The organism is Spirosoma aerolatum (assembly GCF_002056795.1).
Lineage (GTDB): Bacteria > Bacteroidota > Bacteroidia > Cytophagales > Spirosomataceae > Spirosoma > Spirosoma aerolatum.
Genome location: NZ_CP020104.1, coordinates 2731421 through 2747883, shown reverse-complemented (window position 1 = coordinate 2747883; position 16463 = coordinate 2731421). Strand labels below are relative to the sequence as shown.

The 16463-nt window shown below is 49.2% G+C and carries 15 protein-coding genes; 13 read left to right on the top strand and 2 right to left on the bottom strand.

Annotated elements, in window-relative coordinates; translation table 11 throughout:
• Positions 1-29 precede the first annotated feature (29 nt).
• Positions 30-626 carry an NAD(P)H-dependent oxidoreductase gene (locus B5M13_RS11040; RefSeq protein ID WP_080055726.1) on the bottom strand — a complete coding sequence of 199 codons (597 nt, stop codon included), beginning with the start codon at positions 624-626 and terminating at the stop codon, positions 30-32.
• A 137-nt stretch (positions 627-763) separates the two neighbouring features.
• Here B5M13_RS11040 and B5M13_RS11035 point away from each other — a divergent pair, with 137 nt between their 5' ends.
• Entirely contained in the window at positions 764-1075 is a 312-nt protein-coding gene (locus B5M13_RS11035; protein ID WP_155297231.1) for a hypothetical protein, read from the top strand.
• Between the two features lie 3 nt (positions 1076-1078).
• Here B5M13_RS11035 and B5M13_RS11030 read toward each other — a convergent pair whose 3' ends face one another.
• Complete coding sequence (locus B5M13_RS11030) at positions 1079-2197, bottom strand: trans-sulfuration enzyme family protein (protein WP_080055724.1); 1119 nt, start codon at positions 2195-2197, stop codon at positions 1079-1081.
• A 190-nt stretch (positions 2198-2387) separates the two neighbouring features.
• Here B5M13_RS11030 and B5M13_RS11025 point away from each other — a divergent pair, with 190 nt between their 5' ends.
• From B5M13_RS11025 to B5M13_RS10970, 12 genes are all read left to right on the top strand, one after another.
• Complete coding sequence (locus tag B5M13_RS11025; protein WP_080055723.1) at positions 2388-4025, top strand: DUF1800 domain-containing protein; 1638 nt, start codon at positions 2388-2390, stop codon at positions 4023-4025.
• Positions 4026-4158: 133 nt separating this feature from the next.
• On the top strand, positions 4159-5787 hold the full coding sequence (locus tag B5M13_RS11020; RefSeq protein WP_080055722.1) for a DUF1800 domain-containing protein: 1629 nt from the start codon (positions 4159-4161) through the stop codon (positions 5785-5787).
• 67 nt (positions 5788-5854) lie between these two features.
• Positions 5855-7363, top strand: a complete 1509-nt coding sequence (locus B5M13_RS11015; RefSeq protein ID WP_080055721.1) for a DUF1501 domain-containing protein — start codon at positions 5855-5857, stop codon at positions 7361-7363.
• Positions 7364-7516: 153 nt separating this feature from the next.
• Positions 7517-8356, top strand: a complete 840-nt coding sequence (locus B5M13_RS11010) for a crotonase/enoyl-CoA hydratase family protein (RefSeq protein WP_080055720.1) — start codon at positions 7517-7519, stop codon at positions 8354-8356.
• Positions 8357-8448: 92 nt separating this feature from the next.
• Positions 8449-9336, top strand: coding sequence for an SDR family oxidoreductase (locus tag B5M13_RS11005; RefSeq protein WP_245859937.1), 888 nt, complete (start codon positions 8449-8451; stop codon positions 9334-9336).
• A 119-nt stretch (positions 9337-9455) separates the two neighbouring features.
• On the top strand, positions 9456-9974 hold the full coding sequence (locus B5M13_RS11000; RefSeq protein WP_080055719.1) for a DUF4494 domain-containing protein: 519 nt from the start codon (positions 9456-9458) through the stop codon (positions 9972-9974).
• Between the two features lie 66 nt (positions 9975-10040).
• Positions 10041-10874 (top strand): hypothetical protein, encoded by an 834-nt coding sequence (locus B5M13_RS10995; protein ID WP_080055718.1) that lies wholly within the window; start codon positions 10041-10043, stop codon positions 10872-10874.
• A gap of 114 nt (positions 10875-10988) precedes the next feature.
• Positions 10989-11438, top strand: coding sequence for an HYC_CC_PP family protein (locus B5M13_RS10990; protein ID WP_080055717.1), 450 nt, complete (start codon positions 10989-10991; stop codon positions 11436-11438).
• Between the two features lie 78 nt (positions 11439-11516).
• A complete protein-coding gene (locus B5M13_RS10985) occupies positions 11517-13877 on the top strand; it encodes a TonB-dependent receptor (RefSeq protein WP_080055716.1) in 2361 nt (786 codons plus the stop codon).
• Between the two features lie 109 nt (positions 13878-13986).
• A complete protein-coding gene (locus B5M13_RS10980) occupies positions 13987-14553 on the top strand; it encodes an AraC family transcriptional regulator (protein ID WP_080055715.1) in 567 nt (188 codons plus the stop codon).
• Between the two features lie 79 nt (positions 14554-14632).
• The gene (locus B5M13_RS10975; RefSeq protein ID WP_080055714.1) at positions 14633-15766 is read left to right on the top strand and encodes a glycosyltransferase family 61 protein; all 1134 of its coding nucleotides are present in this window, start codon (positions 14633-14635) and stop codon (positions 15764-15766) included.
• 110 nt (positions 15767-15876) lie between these two features.
• On the top strand, positions 15877-16227 hold the full coding sequence (locus tag B5M13_RS10970) for a four-helix bundle copper-binding protein (RefSeq protein ID WP_080055713.1): 351 nt from the start codon (positions 15877-15879) through the stop codon (positions 16225-16227).
• Positions 16228-16463: the final 236 nt, after the last annotated feature.

The following is a 16463-nucleotide window of genomic DNA, read 5'->3' as shown; positions in this document are numbered from 1 at the left end:
GCTGAGATTTTCTCAGCGGCTCGTCGTTTTTATTTCTCAATTAAACTGGGGCTCGTCCATCGCTGCGCTACATTCAGCGTATAGTCGACAAAAGACCTCACAGTTCGCTCATAAACTTCATGCCCGACAAAATGACCGTGCTCGTCCAGATTAATCGCCGTTTCGTGCGACTCGTACAACTTGGGCGATACAATCGAATAGCTGTTGGTAAAGCTGATAATTTTGTTCACTACTGTAGTCATATCGAGAGCAGGCTGTCGGCCTCCGCGTCCGTTCGAAACGCCCACCATTGCAAACACTTTATTATCGAATAAGTGCTTGAAGGCAGGGCCACCCAACTGGTGAATCGTGTTGGTTGCCTGTGGAGGAGCGGTCCAGTTATACTCAGGCATGGCAAAAATTACCAGGTCGGCAGTCTCCCAGTTACGGATGAGTTCTTCCTGAAACGGTGTCAGGCCATCTTTTTTGACAGCCCCCTGACCAACAAACGGTATATCGTACTCCTCAAAATCTATGATCGAAACCTCATGGTCGCCTTCTTCGGCCAACAGACGGCGAAGGTAGGTCACAAAGCGCAACGAATTGCTGTTCTTGCGCGACGAGGTGGCTATAAGCGCAATTTTCATTGTAGTAAGCTAATTCAATTCGCTTAGAGAACCCCGACGCTGTTGCTTTAGTTCGTACTCTTTTTTGTCGTATGTTGCAACCCTATTGGTACGAACGGAGTCTTTTCAATAGCTTATTAATCAAATTACTAGCTACCATGAGACTCGTCTGCATCCTCACCCTGTTCAGCATAACCTGTGCGATGGCTCAGGCACCAGCCACTCGAATCCGGAAAGATTCGCTGCCTTCTGTTTTCCCACCCGACCTTATGCCAAACGTGCAGCCGAATAATTCATTTTACCGGCATCCTATGGACCCCAAAACCGTTGTGCGAGCCACCCTGGATAATATGCCGATAAAAGTGCCCGACTCGTCTACATCCTACACAATCCAGCTTAAGAACCTGGACTCTAAAAAGCTGTATTACTGGAATCCAGGTACCCAACCCATTCCGAAAAAACGGCGGTAGTCATTAGTCCAGAGCCTGGGCCAAATCAGCCAGCAAATCGTCGGCATGTTCAAGACCAACTGATATACGCAACAGATTTTTCGGCGTTATCGAGTTTGGTCCTTCTGCCGTGGCCCGATGCTCGATCAGCGATTCAACGCCACCCAGGCTCGTAGCTCGTGTAAACAGCGTTAGCTTCCCAATAAAGCGAAGCGCTTCGTCGGCTCCCCCTTTTACCTGCACCGATAGCATGGCTCCAGGCCCTTTCATCTGTTGCTGAATAATTGACCGTTGTGGGTGGTTTTCCAGGCCGGGGTAATGTACGCTCTCAACCGCCAAATGATTGGTCAGGAACTCCGCAATGCGCTGCGCGGTATCACTTTGGGCACGTACTCGCACACCCAATGTTTTGATTCCCCGACTAACCAGCCAGCAATCGAACGGGGATGGAACAGCTCCCGATAATCCCTGTAACAACCGCACTCGTTGGGTAAATTCGGCCTCTTCCTTAAAAATCAGCGCTCCACCCAGCACATCGCTGTGTCCACTCAAATATTTTGTGGTGGAATGCATCACCACATCACAACCTAGCTCGATAGGCCGTTGCAGAACGGGTGTCGCCCACGTATTGTCGCATACGCAGATCGCTCCAGCGTCGTGAGCCAGTTGACTGATCGACCGTAAATCGGCAATATCGAGCATGGGATTGGAAGGCGTTTCGCACCAGAGTACGCGGGTATTCTCGTGGATCGACGCGCGTACGGCTTCCAGATCGCGCATATCTACCCGTGTATAGGTAAGCCCCCACGGATGAAACACCTGTTCGAGCAGAGCGGGAGTACCATAATACGCGTCGGTCGATAGCAACACATGGTCACCGGGGCTGAGCGCCTGAAATAAAGTCATTGTGGCTGCCTGACCCGATCCAAACGCCATCCCGACAGCCCCTCCTTCGAGCATTGCAAGGGTTTTTTCCAGAGCCTCCCGCGTCGGGTTGTTCGGGCGGGTATAGATGTAAGGACCCGGTAGCTCATTGGCTTCGTTTCGGGCATAGGTGGTCGACAAATGAATAGGAGGCACAACTACCCCAGTGATCGGGTCGGGCTGATGGGTAGCGCGGAGGGCAAGTGTATCGAAGTGCATAACCGAGAATTTTAAGGCAAACGGTCAACAGTAAACCAAATACAGTTGACTAAGCCTACCAAACCGTAAAAACGGCTCATTTTTTGTTATCGAAATTGCAGGATTCTGCTGGTTCTTTTGCCATCAGGGCTTAAATTGTTTACCCCTCCTAACCCACTATGCTAGCTTTTCACTGGAACAGACGGATTAAATGCCTTCTCTGGCGACCTACACCACTCCGCTTACGGCTAAAACAGCCGCGCATTTGCTCCGACGGGCAACCTTCGGACCAACCCAGACCGAGATTACCAGCTTTACCGGCCTGACTGCTACGCAGGCGGTTCAGTTGCTTATTGCCAATGCCAATTATTCGCCCACCCCGCCTGTTGACCTGGACGAAAATCAGCCAACAGCCGGGCAGACGTATCTGGATAAGCCGTTCAATCACAACCGAAATTTCGATTTTGGCCACTACCTGAGCTGTTGGTGGCTGGGCCTGATGGCCTCCCAAACAACCCCGCTCAGCCTGCTCGATAAGTTGACCCTGTTCTGGCAAAATCATTTCGTAACGACCCGATCAACTGTTGGCGATTATCGGTTTCTGAATCAGTATCTGCTGTTGCTGCGCAATAATGCACTGGGCAACTTTCGGAATCTGGTTATTCAGGTTACCAAAGATCCGGCCATGCTGCGCTACCTGAACGGGAATGAGAACATTGTAGGACACCCCAACGAGAATTATGCCCGGGAGCTTCAGGAGCTGTTTACCGTTGGCGTTTTTGATTTCGCCGGGAATAAGAACTATACCGAAGATGACGTAAAGGCAGCCGCTAAAGTGCTGACTGGCTGGGAGTATACGAACTACGAAGTTGACAATTCGACCAGTTTTACAACCATCTTTAATCTGGCCAACCACGATACTACGGACAAAACCTTTTCGGCTAGTTATAACAATACGGTGATTATAGGTCGATCAACGAACCCATCGCCTACCGTCACGGCAGGCGATGCCGAACTCAGCGATCTGGTTAATATGCTACTGAGCCACCCAGCGTCGGCCCGGTTCATTTGCCGGAAACTATATCGGTGGTACGTCAACCCCAACGTTACACAAGCGATTGAAGACGACATTATTATTCCGCTCGCGCAGCTTTTCGTCACCAATAATTTTGCCATTCAACCAGTTATCGAAAAACTGCTGACGAGTCAGGTATTTTTCGATACGGCAAACATCGGTGCACTGGTAAAGTCGCCGGTCGATCTGGCCGTGGGGGCCATGCGGTTCTTCAACCAGCCTGTGCCAGTATTGCCAACGCATTATGTCGGTTTTCGGAATTATACCGATTTTATGTTCTATCGCATGCAGGACATGCTCATGCCTTTGTTGGATCAACCCTCGGTGTTTGGCTATGAACCTTATTACGATACTGGCTACACCAAAATCTGGATCAACACCACTACCATTGGTTACCGCTATGAGTATACCGATGCCTATGTGTTAAGGTATCTTCAGATTGACCCCACGTATCTGATGGGGATTGATGTACTGGCTTGGGCTACGTCGCTCCAACCGAACTTTTCGGATGTCGCTGGAACCCCTGCCATTTCCTGTGCCGATGTGCAGACAGGCTTTTCTAAAAATCTGTTTGCCATTGACTTACAACAATCACAAAAAGACTTTCTGATCGATACAATTATGATGCAGGGCCTGCCGCGTACATCCTGGACATTCCAATGGAATGCGTACCGAACCAATACAAACGACGGAGGAGCCCGGTATGAGGTTCGCTCTCGCTTAGAGAACCTAATGAAATATATGCTTCGGATGGCCGAGTATCATATCTGTTAAAGCAGACCTCGTTTTAAACCGCTGATTTATTGTATATTTTTCAACAAATCAGTAAACTTGTTATTTATCAGACGATTAAAAACTAGTTCACAATCCGTTCAGATCGTCTTTAACCGTAACGTAATCGTAGTGAATGCCTTATCTGGAGCCGTATACCACCCTGCTTACGGCCAAGACGGCTGCCCATTTGCTTCGGCGGGCAACCTTCGGGCCCACCCAGACCGAAATCACCAGTTTCACGGGCTTAACGGCTACACAGGCAGTTCAGCAGCTTATCAGCAATGCTGACTACTCGCCACCGCCACCCGTTGACCTGGATAGTAACCAACCAACGGCCGGGCAAACGTACCTCGATAAACCGTTCAACGGCGACCGAAATTTTGATTTTGGCCATTATTTACGGTATTGGTGGTTGGGCCTGATGGCCTCCCAAACAACCCCACCGAGCCTGCTTGATAAACTAACCCTATTCTGGCAAAATCATTTTGTAACGACCCGCGAAGTCGTCGATGACTATCGCTTTGTCAATCAGTATATGCAGTTGTTGCGCAACAATGCTTTGGGAAATTTCCGTACGCTGGTCACTCAGATCAGTAAAGACCCGGCTATGCTGCGTTACCTGAACGGCAACGAAAATGAGGTCGGCAAGCCCAACGAGAATTATGCTCGTGAACTTCAGGAATTGTTTACAGTAGGCGCATTTGATTTTGTCGGAAATAAAAATTATACCGAAGACGATGTAAAAGCAGCAGCCCGGGTGCTCACAGGTTGGAAGTACACCAATTATTGGGTAGTTGGCTCGACCAGTTTCAGCAGTACTTTTTCACTGTCGAAACACGACAAAACCAACAAAACCTTTTCGGCACAGTATAACAATACCACCATTACAGGTCGATCGACAACAACGGCAGGTGACGATGAACTAGCCGACCTGGTGACTATGCTGCTGAATCACCCACAAACGTCACGGTTTATCTGTCGGAAACTGTATCGGTGGTACGTAAATCCTAACGTTACCCAGACAATCGAGGATAACGTCATTGTTCCACTAGCCCAGTTTTTTGCCAGTCCATCAAATAACTACGCCATTCAGCCGGTCATTGTCAAATTACTAACCAGCCAGATTTTTTTCGATGACACCAATCGCGGGTCTCTGGTAAAATCACCGGTCGATCTGGCCGTGGGGGCTATGCGGTTCTTCAATCAGCCTGTACCGGATATGACTACCGACTATGCTGCGTTTAAGGTGTACTGCGATTTCATGTTCTGGCGTATGCGTGACATGCAGATGGCGCTGATCGATCAGCCGTCCGTTTTTGGGTATGACGCCTACTATCAGACCGGTTATTCGAGAATCTGGATCAATACGACTACGCTGGCGCTTCGGAGCGATTATACCGATGCCTATATCTGGCGCTGGCTTCAGGTAAAACCAACCTATAAAATGGGCATCGACCTACTGGGCTGGGTCACATCGCTTCAACCCAACTTTTCGGATGTAGCCGGAACGCCTGCGATTTCATGCGTTGATGTTCAGGCTGCCTTTTCTAAAAATCTGTTTGCCCTCGATCTGTTTCCGTCGCAGACCAACTTTTTGATCGACACGATTATGATGCAAGGTATTCCGCGTTCGTCTTGGACAGTTGAGTGGAACAATTATCGCTCAAACCCAACGAACATGAACCGAAAAAATGCAGTGCTGTACCGATTACAGAATTTAATGAAATACATGCTCCGCATGGCTGAATATCAACTTTTTTAAAGAGTGAATGAGTGAACAAAACGCGTCAGCCACTCTTTCACTCATTCGCTCTTTCACTCTTTGACCAATGAAACGTAGAGACTTTTTGGCAGCAGCCTCCGCGAGCCTGGTGCCTGTAATGCTGGATGGATTTGGGCTGAAAGCCATGACGAGCCAATCCGCTCTGGTTCGATCCCTGTTGCAAACGGGAGCCCTGGCTACCGATCGGGTCCTGGTAATCGTGTATCTCAATGGCGGGAATGACGGCCTGAACACCGTAATTCCACGGGATCAATACTCGCTCTATACAGGATTACGAAGCAACATCGCCATTCCCGAAAACGCAGTCTTGGCGCTGGATGGCAATCCGGCAACTGGCCTCCATCCGGCCATGACCGGCATGCGCGATCTGTACAATACCGGTAAACTCTCAATCATTCACTCGGTTTCGTACCCCAACCCTGATCAGTCGCATTACCGGGCTACCGACATCTGGATGACCGCCGTCGATGCCAACGTTACATCGGATTCGGGCTGGGCGGGCCGTTATCTCGAAAATCGATTCCCTGGCTATCCAGTTGGCTATCCGAATCCGCAGATGGAAGACCCACTGGCGATTCAGATCGGCTATCTGACCTCAACAGCCCTATTGGGGAGTCAGCAATCCATGGGCATTGCTCTCAGTGACCCCGATAGTTTTTACCAGTTGGTCGGATCGGGGGGCACTACATCGCCGGGCGATGTGCCCTGTTGCGATGCAGGCGAACTGATTGCATTTATCCGGCAGCAACAGGTTCTGTCGGTTGGCTATGCGACCGAGATTAAGGCAGCTGCCGATGCGGGTCAGAACATGGCCACTTATCCCGATGCATCGGCCAAGAACTCACTGGCCGACCAGTTGAAAATCGTAGCCCGGTTGATCCACGGAGGACTGAAAACGAAAATCTATTTTGTCTCGCTCAGTGGGTTCGATACCCATTCAACCCAGGTCGATCCAACCAACGTGCTGATTGGAGCCCATGCCGACTTACTGGGCAAAGTATCGACGGCCATCAGTGCCTTTCAGCAGGATTTAAAGTTGCAGGGCACCGAAGACAAAGTGGTTGGCATGACGTTCTCCGAGTTTGGACGACGGGCCAACTCCAACAATTCGCGAGGCACCGATCACGGTGTTGCGGCTCCCATGTTCGTTTTCGGCAGTAATTTAAAGCACCGCACCTTTGGTCAGAACCCCGATCTTGCCAATCTGACGGGTCAGACTGGCAACAAAGATATCACGATGCAGATCGACTTCCGGCGGGTTTATACCGACATCCTCAACGACTGGTTTGGCACCGCTTCCACAACGACAAACTCATTACTTTTTCATCCTTTCCCCACCATATCGCTTTTCTCAGATACCGTCGAAACGGTGGCATCGGGCAACTGGCAGGACAAATCGATATGGACTGTTGGGCGCGTTCCGTTTGCCAACGAATATGTAAAAGTAAACGCCGGGCATACGGTCACCATCAGCCAAAATACGTCCGTCAAAAATATTCGTCTGGATGGTAAATTAGTGTACACTGGGTCTTATTCCGTTCAGGTTACCGGCTGAGAATTTGTTCGTCAACCCAAAGGGCTGTTGCGTTTCATGGTGCAATTCTGCTACCTTTACATCAATCGTATGCTTGCATACTAATTAGATTATTGCCTAATCCGTTCTTTTATTAGTACAGGAAAGAACGACTAGCCACTTAGCCTAAGCTCGATGGAACAAACCTATCAGTCACTATCCTTCGCACAGACCGATGGGGTGATGACCATTTCTTTACTTGGCCCTGGCAAAGGCAATGCGATGGGCCCTGAGTTTTGGGAAGAACTTCCCAGAGCCATGGACGAACTGAACCAAAAGCCCGACGTTCGCTGCCTGGTGTTTCGGGGAAGTGGTGATCATTTCAGCTATGGCCTCAATGTGATGCAAATGCTTCCGCGCCTTGGAACAATGACTACGGGCACCGTACTGGCCCACCAACGAGTCGACCTGATGGCGCAGATTCGGCAAATGCAGTCGGGGTTTCAAAAAATGCATGAGTCGCCCAAACCCGTTATTGCGGCTGTGCATGGCTGGTGTATAGGTGGAGGCTTAAATATGATCGCAGCGGCCGATATCCGGCTATGCTCTCGCGATGCTAAATTCAGCCTCCGGGAAGTGAAGCTGGCCATTACGCCCGATATTGGCGGTCTACAGTTTCTACCCCAGATCATCGGTCAGGGCTTTACCCGCGAAATGGCCTTTACCGGGGCCGACTACGACTCCGCCTTTGCCGAGCGGACTGGCCTGGTCAATCATGTTTACGATACGCCCGATCAGCTCTTCGAAGCCGCCGACAAACTAGCCCATCAAATAGCCGACAATCCGGCAACAGCCGTACAGGGAGCCAAACGAGTCTTGAACTACAGCCTCAACAAATCCATCGAAGACGGTTTGCAGTATGTGGCCGTCTGGAACTCCAGCCAACTCCAGTCAGCCGATTTTTCGGAAGCCATGCAAGCCACGCAGGAAAAACGTAAAGCCGAATTCAACAAGAAAATAGACAGAGGATACTAAATGAGTGAATGATTGAATTGTTGAATGATTGAATGGGGTTCCTTCGATTATTCAATTATTCAATCATTCAATCATTCAACAATTCAATCATTATGACAACAGGCATGCTGCGCGATGATGCGCTTAAGGGGAAAACGATTATTGTCACCGGGGGAGGAACGGGACTGGGTAAGTCTATCAGTCGCTATCTGCTTCAGCTTGGGGCAAACATCACCATTTGTAGCCGTCGCCAGTCGGTGATCGATGAAACGGCGAAGGAATTAATGGACGAGACTGGCGGGCAAGTTCTGGCAGTTCCCTGCGATGTTCGTAATACAGCCGACATTGAAGCCGTCCTCGCGCAAACGATTGAGAAGTTTGGTAAAGTTGATGGATTACTGAACAATTCGGCCGGTAATTTCATTAGTCCGACTGAGCGCCTGTCGTACAAAGCCTTCGATACCATTGTCGATATTGTGCTGCGCGGAACATATTATTTTACCCTGGCCGTGGGCAAATACTGGATTGAAAACAAGATTCCAGGAACGGTGCTGAACATCTCAACAACTTACGCAACAACAGGTTCGGGCTATGTCGTTCCTTCGGCGGTAGCCAAGGGTGGAGCGCTCATCATGACCAGATCGCTGGCCGCCGAATGGGGGAAATACGGTATTCGCCTAAACGCCATTGCCCCTGGTCCATTCCCGACCAAAGGTGCCTGGGATCGGCTTTTCCCGGAACCGTTGATGAAAATGATGGACCCTGTCAGCCGCATTCCCCTCAAACGCGTGGGCGAACATGGCGAACTGGCGAATCTGGCGGCCTACCTGTTGTCCGACTATTCGGGCTTTATCACCGGCGAGTGCATCACCATCGATGGAGGGGAAGTACTGGCAGCCGGGGAGTTCAATCACCTCGAAGCCGTCTCGTCGGAACAGTGGGATATGATCGAGCAATCCATCAAACAGGCCAATCGAGATAGTAAACGGGCGAAAGAGTGAGCTGAAGAAAAGGCGGCTGATACCAGAGAATTCACTCGTTCATTCTTTCACGCTTTCGCCATTTTTCGGCACTTTTGCGGCCTCAAAATCGTTATCCTTATAGATCAAAATCTTAAAAAATGCCTAACTGGTTTCTAGGAAAAATCCGCTATCAGCAGCCCATCGACGACTCGAACGTCGGAAGCCGAAACGAAGAATTTATCAAGCAAAAGACGGTTACCGAAGCCTATCTGGTCGATGCCGTTAGCTACACGGATGCCGAAACCCGGCTTTATCAGGAAATTGCGGCCAACACTCCTGAGTTTGATATTACCAATATCTCGCGCATGAAACTGGCCGATGTATTTCACCACGACGATGGTAGTGAAACCTGGTACAAAGTGAAAGCGATGTTCATCACCGACGACGAAAAAACGGGCAAACAGAAGAAAACACCGAGTGTGATGCTTGTCAATGCCGACACACCCAAACAGGCCTATGAACGGGTTGAACAAAGCCTGAAAACAGCGCTTGACCCATTCGAAATTACGGACGTAAACATTACCAAAATCCTGGAAATTTTCCCCTATAACGAAGAGGAAAAGCGTAACCTGCGTCCCTTAAGTGACTTCATGAGCCCTGAGCCAGAAACGGTTTAGAGCTATCGATTACAACCCCATATCGGCCAGTAGGGTCTTAGCAATAAAGAACGTTATACTATACTGATGAAACGACCTTTATTGCTAGTAACCTTATTGGCCGGTATTGTTTTTGGGTGCAAGGAAGACACCAATATTGCGGCTGTTACCAACGACGGCCTGAGCCTATATTGGGACCATGAAATCTTTGGTGAAGAGGGCCGCCGGTTTCGATTTGAATTTTCCAGCCAGAAAGCCCTCTCTGAACAATACCAGTTGGTTTTTCAAAAAGCAATTACAGCTAACATCATCACAGTCAGACTAGCCAGTACAACCAGTCAGGGGCCATGTCAGTCCTTTCCGGGAGCCAAACCAGGGTGTCTTTCTAAAGGTGGATTTTCTATTCCAGAAAAAGACCTTCCTCCCGGCACGTACACGATCAATCTGATTACGCCCTCCTTTACGGAAAGTGGTCGACTAACCATTACCTCCGAAAAAGCAGTACTGGACCTGGGAGCGAACAACCAATTTACGAGTTCAGTTGAACAGGTTTTTCCAATACCCCGTCAACTACTTTTTGGATCAATCGTTTACACGGGTTCCGATAAAACACAGGCTGCCAACGATCTCATCGCCTACTTATCGACCCTTGGCGTAACCCCGGCTACGGTACCGGACCATCCCTACCGACACCTCAGCAGTGAGGCTTCACATTTAGCTACCAAAAACTGGCCTGAAGATAATCACATGATATCGCTGCTCTATTCGATGAAGCGAAGTTTCCGGGACATCATTGGTGACCTGAAACGGTACGTCGATCAAACAGGCCAGCCTTTGTCCATCTATCTGTATTCCAGTTTGGGCGGAGAAGTCCGATTGGGTACGACAGATCCGCTTTTCATCTATGGAGCTGACCAATAGAATAGGCCTTTCAGGTATTATTTTATAGAATAAAGACTAAGAATTACAGAATTTCGACCGTTGACAGATAATCACTTGCCTTGAATAGCTTCTATTGTAGATATTTGTGTCACGATGAAACGCACTCTGTTCAAATGGTTCAACTTACTAATGGCCTGCATCGTGCTGCTGAGCAGTACGGGGTTTGGGCTGGTTGAACATTCGTGCCAGATGCGTGGCAAGAAAAAAACAATGGTGGTTGCCTTTAGTGAGGTAAAAGCCAAACAGGGTTGTTCAGCCGATCAGCAGTTGGTATCGACCGACGAACCGACTGTCAAAAAAATGGAATGCTGCCAGGACGATCAGCATTATGAAAATGTAGACATTTCGTCGTCGTTAAGCCAACTGGTTGCCAAGTTCGTTAAAACCCTCACCGAAACGATTTTTCACGGTGTAGCTACCGTTCTGGCCTGGCTTTTCAATTGGGTATTTGCGGGCAATTCGTCGTCGGTTTCGGCATTCCCCTCTCCTCCTTCTCTTTCCGGACGCGATATCCTCACGCTCGTTCGTTGCCTGCTTATTTGAGCTTGTTGATGCATGAACCATGGCTCGTGTCTTTTTGGCATTGGCCTGTTGTCCTGTTTTCAATAAATCAACGAACGCATGAAAGCCTTGTCCACCGGAATGATGCTGGTTATTAATGGGTTAATACTCTCTTATCAGACGGAGGCCCAGACCGTACCTTCCCAATCGTCAACTATAGATTCGTCAAAAACACTTCTTCTTCGGGGGCGCGTTAGTGAGCTCGTCAATAACAAAACCATACCGCTGGTAGGGGCTACTGCCGTATGGGCAGGCACCTCTTGGGGTACTGTGACCGATACCGATGGTCATTTCCAACTCCCAATTCATACCAATTCGAAGCAATTGGTTATCAGCTATGTCGGTTACCGTTCTGATACGCTTCTGATAACCAATCCAACGACTCATCTGAACGTAACCCTTCGCAGCGAACGTACCTTGCAGGAAGTAACGGTATCCGGCGCACCGGGTCAAATTGATCGCATCAATCCGATTCAGACGGAGTTTATCAACCAGCGGGCGCTGGCGAAAGCTGCCTGCTGCAATCTGTCGGAAAGTTTCGAAACCAACGCATCGGTAAGCGTGTCGTACAGTGATGCCGTTACCGGTGCGAAACAGATTCAGTTTCTGGGATTGGGTGGCCAGTATGTGCAAACCAATGTCGAAAATATTCCGAACATTCGGGGACTGGCAACCACCTTCGGGCTCAACTACATTCCGGGTACCTGGATTACGAGCATTGACGTGGGTAAAGGCGCCGGGTCGGTAGTCAATGGCTACGAGTCGATGAGCGGGCAAATGAACGTTGAACTTCAGAAACCTGACCGGAATGCCGGACCGGATAACCAGAAGCTTTTCCTCAACGGCTATGTCAATAGTTTTGGCCGGGTCGAAGGAAACATCAACTGGTCGAAACCGCTGGCCAACAAACGAAATAACTATAACGATCTCAGGCCAGGTCAAAAAGACCGGAGCATCTCTGACCCAAAATGGAGTATGGGCGTGCTGGGACACGTGAGCACGCTCCGTACTGAAATTGACCAGAACAAGGATGGTTTCCGCGATTTACCGCTCTACACCCAGGTCAACGTCATTAACCGTTATAAATACAACGGGGAAAAATATATGGCCCAGTTTGGGGTAAAGGCCCTTTACGAAGACCGCGATGGTGGACAGTTATCGTCAGTTGGCAATGCCCGTTATCGTTTTTTGAACACAACCAAACGGCTGGAATTATTCTCAAAAACGGCAAAGCTATACCTCGACAAGCCGTATAAAGGGTTAGGTCTTATTCTGAATGGGGTGCATCATGAGCAATCGGCCCGGTTTGGTTTCGCACCTTACGAGGGTCGCCAGCAAACGTTTTATGCCAACCTGATTTATCAGAGTATCATCGGAAATACCAACAATGCGTTCAAAGCGGGATTAAGCTACCTGCTCGATGATTATTCCGAACACTATAAAACCATTCAGACAGCCCGAACCGAGTCGGTGCCGGGGGCTTTTGTCGAGTACACGTATACGTATCCCGAAAAACTAACGCTGGTATTGGGCGGTCGACTCGACTTTCATAACCTGTTTGGCACCCAGCTTACACCACGCGCCCATCTGAAATATAATCCTAGCCAGCACATCACCCTGCGGGCATCGGCGGGTCGGGGATTTCGGGCGGCTAATCCATTTGCCGAAAATTTTGGGTATCTGGTTAGTTCACGGGCTGTGTATCTGAACCAGCCTTTACAGTTTGAATCGTCGTGGAATTATGGTATTAGTCTGACGAATGATTTTCAGGTGCTTGGCAAAAAAGCATCGCTGGTGCTGGATTACCACCGGACCGATTTCCAGAACCAGCTTATTGTCGACATTGAACACCCCGGAGAACTTTATTTTTACAACCTTGCCGAAGCCGGAGGCAAAGCCCGTTCGTTTGCCAACAGTTTTCAGGCCGAGTTGAATGTACAACCTGCCAGGCGGTTTGAGGTAAAAGCAGCCTACCGCCTGTTTGATGTGGAGCAAAGCATGGGTAGTCCTTTTGGTGAAGAGCGACTGTTACCCAAAATGATGATCAGCCGTGAGCGAGTTTTGCTCAATGCGGGGTATGCACTGCCGTTCGACAAATGGAAATTCGACGCTACGCTCCAATGGAACGGCCCACGTCGGATACCCTATCTGCGCGAAGGTTATGTTCATACCAGCTATCAGAATATGCCGGTCGATATGGCACCCAGCTTTTATAACCTCAATGCCCAGCTTAGCCGCGCTTTTCGCAGCGGCTGGGAAATCTACCTGGGTGGCGAAAACCTGACGGGCTTCCGGCAACTCAATCCGATTGTGGCTGCGAATGATCCTTTCGGGCCTCGTTTCGATGCAGGCTCGCAGGTGTGGGGGCCTATCACGGGCCGTATGGTGTACGCAGGTTTCCGTTTTAAACCTCAACCCTGACTGGGATTTATGTGTTTCGGCTGACCGACTTTGATGATTGCCTTCGGAGAAGGCTGGGAATACTAGCCATGATCGGTCAGTTAAATCCCATAAATCCAGGTTCTGAACTATGACACTAATCATCCGAAATATGGTGTGCGACCGTTGTAAGCGGGTTGTACGCGAAGAACTAGAAGCCCTGGGCGTGAGGGTGGGTCGGGTAGAGCTGGGAGAAGTTGACGTAGCAGAACTCCCTCCTACGCTTACCCTGAATACTGTCCGCCAGACGTTGCAGGCTAACGGCTTCGATCTGGTCGACGATAAAAAACAGTCGCTGGTGGAGCATATCAAGATTCTGCTGATCAACGAAATTCAGCACCTCAAAAACGAGCGGCTGGCCTCAGAGAATTATTCGACGTTTCTGGAACGCAAGATAGGCTATGAATACTCGTACCTGAGCGGCCTGTTTTCTACCAGCGAAGGACACACCCTCGAAAAGTACATCATTGCCCTCAAAATCGAGAAAGTTAAAGAATGGCTTCGCTATGACGAACTAACACTCAGTGAAATAGCCTGGCGACTAGGGTATAGCAGCGTTCAGCATCTTTCGAATCAATTCAGGCAGGTAACCGGGCAAACACCAGGCCAGTTTAGGAAAGCAACCCACGTAGAACGACGTAACCTGGATTCAATTTGAAAGTCAAAACAACAACAGAGGTATTCTGTGTTTTGCATCGCCCCTAGTAGTCATAGCCTCTGCGCCCAAACACACCGTTATGAAGAGCCGAGTTAAAGCCCTGATCAGCCAGTTGATTGAGCGGGTGCTACGCATACGTGGAATCCGGATTCTAACCAAGGAGCAAACCGAAGATTTTCTAAAGCCATATCGAATTGCCAATCATCCATCTGATCACATTCGTCTAACCGATGTTCCTAACGGGAGCAATCCAACGCAATTAATTTTCCATCAAGCTGATGCGATCACGGAATCAGCCCAGGTCTGGGATTACAACCAGCTCGACCAGAAAGTCAGGCTACTCCCATATGGAAGTGCTTTAATCAACCGTAACCTGCTCTGTACTAATTTTGGGAATCACCACCTGTTGGAAAATCTCCTTGGCTGGCGGAATCGGAAACCATATTCCGCCAAAACGGTCATCACTCCCTGGAGCCATTATCTGGACGGTATTGCGTATGGGGGCTATTACGATTTTGTGGTACTAGTAGCTGCTCAACTGTGCCGGATCAAAGACGCGCTGCCTGAGCCAGTATTTTCAGAAGCCATCGTTTCGTATCCCCTATTCAACACGCCGTATGAATGGGAATACCTAAGCCTGATCGGTGTCAGGAACAATCAGATTATCGACAGTAGCCACTTTGCAGTTGAAGCGGATCGGTTTATTAGCGGCAATAACGGCCACTGGTTTTACCCGAATGTAGCTGACATTTCAGCCCTAAAAAAACAGGTCGAAGCCCAGCTAAAACCTGTTCGAAACAAACGAAACCGCATTTACATCAGCCGTTCGGGCAGACGTCGGATTGTTAATGAGTCCGACCTGATTCGTATGCTCAAAGGCTATGGATTTGTCATTATTGACGACCAGCCCCGATCCGTAACCGAACAGGTAGATCTTTATAAGAACGCATCCTTTATTATAGGTCCTCATGGGGCTTCGTTCACCAATATTATCTGGTGCGAACCCGGTACCCATCTCTTTGAATTGTTTTCGCCCAGTTATGCCCCACCGCACTTCCAGTATCTGGCATCTGTACTTAAGATTAACTATTCAGCTTATTACCAGGGCACTTCAGGAGAAAACCAACATGCAGAGCTTGAAGGAAATATCAAGGTATCGGTCGATGAAGTAGAACGTTGCCTGAGCCAATTGCTCAATAGCGAATATGCCTGATCTGATAATTTCTGTACATCTTACCTGGAATTTTGTAAAAACTCTATCGATTGTCCGTAGTTATTTTGACAGACCAATGGTGGTCGACCAGCATATAACTCAACATGACTATGGAAATGATGCAACACGCTCACGAAGATACCTGTTTCGACTGCGCCCAAGCCTGCGAACGCTGTGCCACTGCCTGCCTGGAAATGGGCGACAAAGATGGGCGCGGCCACGATATGACCGCCTGCATTAAACTCTGCCGGGATTGTGCCGATATTTGTACGCTTTGCGGTCGACTGGATGCCCGTGGCTCTGATTTCTCACGCGATTTCATGGTACTCTGCGCTGAAGTATGCGACGCCTGTGCCGACGAGTGTGAAAAACATGCCAATCACGTTGCCCATTGCAAAGCCTGTGCTGAAGCCTGCCGCAAATGCGCCGAAGAGTGTCGGTCAATGTCGGCCAGTGCATAAACGCTATTTTCACCGCGAGGATGCCAAGGCGCAGCGCAGAAGCTAGGTTGCCCAGGTTCTTTCCTATACGTTCTCGCGGTGAATCTGATAGAATAGATCAATCATACAATCCTGACTTTCCAGTTACCTATACTGCAAAGGGGCACTCTCACTACGCACAACAGTTGCATTTGCAAATGGAGCATGTGATTCATAAGAAAGCAATGAACAAGTTTATTTCCTGGTTCTGACAGGCT

Coding starts and splice junctions, on each gene's coding strand:
- B5M13_RS11010 (WP_080055720.1), top strand. CDS start 7,517: ATGGAACAAACCTATCAGTCACTATCCTTCGCACAGACCGATGGGGTG.
- B5M13_RS10975 (WP_080055714.1), top strand. CDS start 14,633: ATGAAGAGCCGAGTTAAAGCCCTGATCAGCCAGTTGATTGAGCGGGTG.
- B5M13_RS10985 (WP_080055716.1), top strand. CDS start 11,517: ATGAAAGCCTTGTCCACCGGAATGATGCTGGTTATTAATGGGTTAATA.
- B5M13_RS11030 (WP_080055724.1), bottom strand. CDS start 2,197: ATGCACTTCGATACACTTGCCCTCCGCGCTACCCATCAGCCCGACCCG.
- B5M13_RS10990 (WP_080055717.1), top strand. CDS start 10,989: ATGAAACGCACTCTGTTCAAATGGTTCAACTTACTAATGGCCTGCATC.
- B5M13_RS11025 (WP_080055723.1), top strand. CDS start 2,388: ATGCCTTCTCTGGCGACCTACACCACTCCGCTTACGGCTAAAACAGCC.
- B5M13_RS10970 (WP_080055713.1), top strand. CDS start 15,877: ATGGAAATGATGCAACACGCTCACGAAGATACCTGTTTCGACTGCGCC.
- B5M13_RS11000 (WP_080055719.1), top strand. CDS start 9,456: ATGCCTAACTGGTTTCTAGGAAAAATCCGCTATCAGCAGCCCATCGAC.
- B5M13_RS11015 (WP_080055721.1), top strand. CDS start 5,855: ATGAAACGTAGAGACTTTTTGGCAGCAGCCTCCGCGAGCCTGGTGCCT.
- B5M13_RS11020 (WP_080055722.1), top strand. CDS start 4,159: ATGCCTTATCTGGAGCCGTATACCACCCTGCTTACGGCCAAGACGGCT.
- B5M13_RS10980 (WP_080055715.1), top strand. CDS start 13,987: ATGACACTAATCATCCGAAATATGGTGTGCGACCGTTGTAAGCGGGTT.
- B5M13_RS11035 (WP_155297231.1), top strand. CDS start 764: ATGAGACTCGTCTGCATCCTCACCCTGTTCAGCATAACCTGTGCGATG.
- B5M13_RS11040 (WP_080055726.1), bottom strand. CDS start 626: ATGAAAATTGCGCTTATAGCCACCTCGTCGCGCAAGAACAGCAATTCG.
- B5M13_RS11005 (WP_245859937.1), top strand. CDS start 8,449: ATGACAACAGGCATGCTGCGCGATGATGCGCTTAAGGGGAAAACGATT.
- B5M13_RS10995 (WP_080055718.1), top strand. CDS start 10,041: ATGAAACGACCTTTATTGCTAGTAACCTTATTGGCCGGTATTGTTTTT.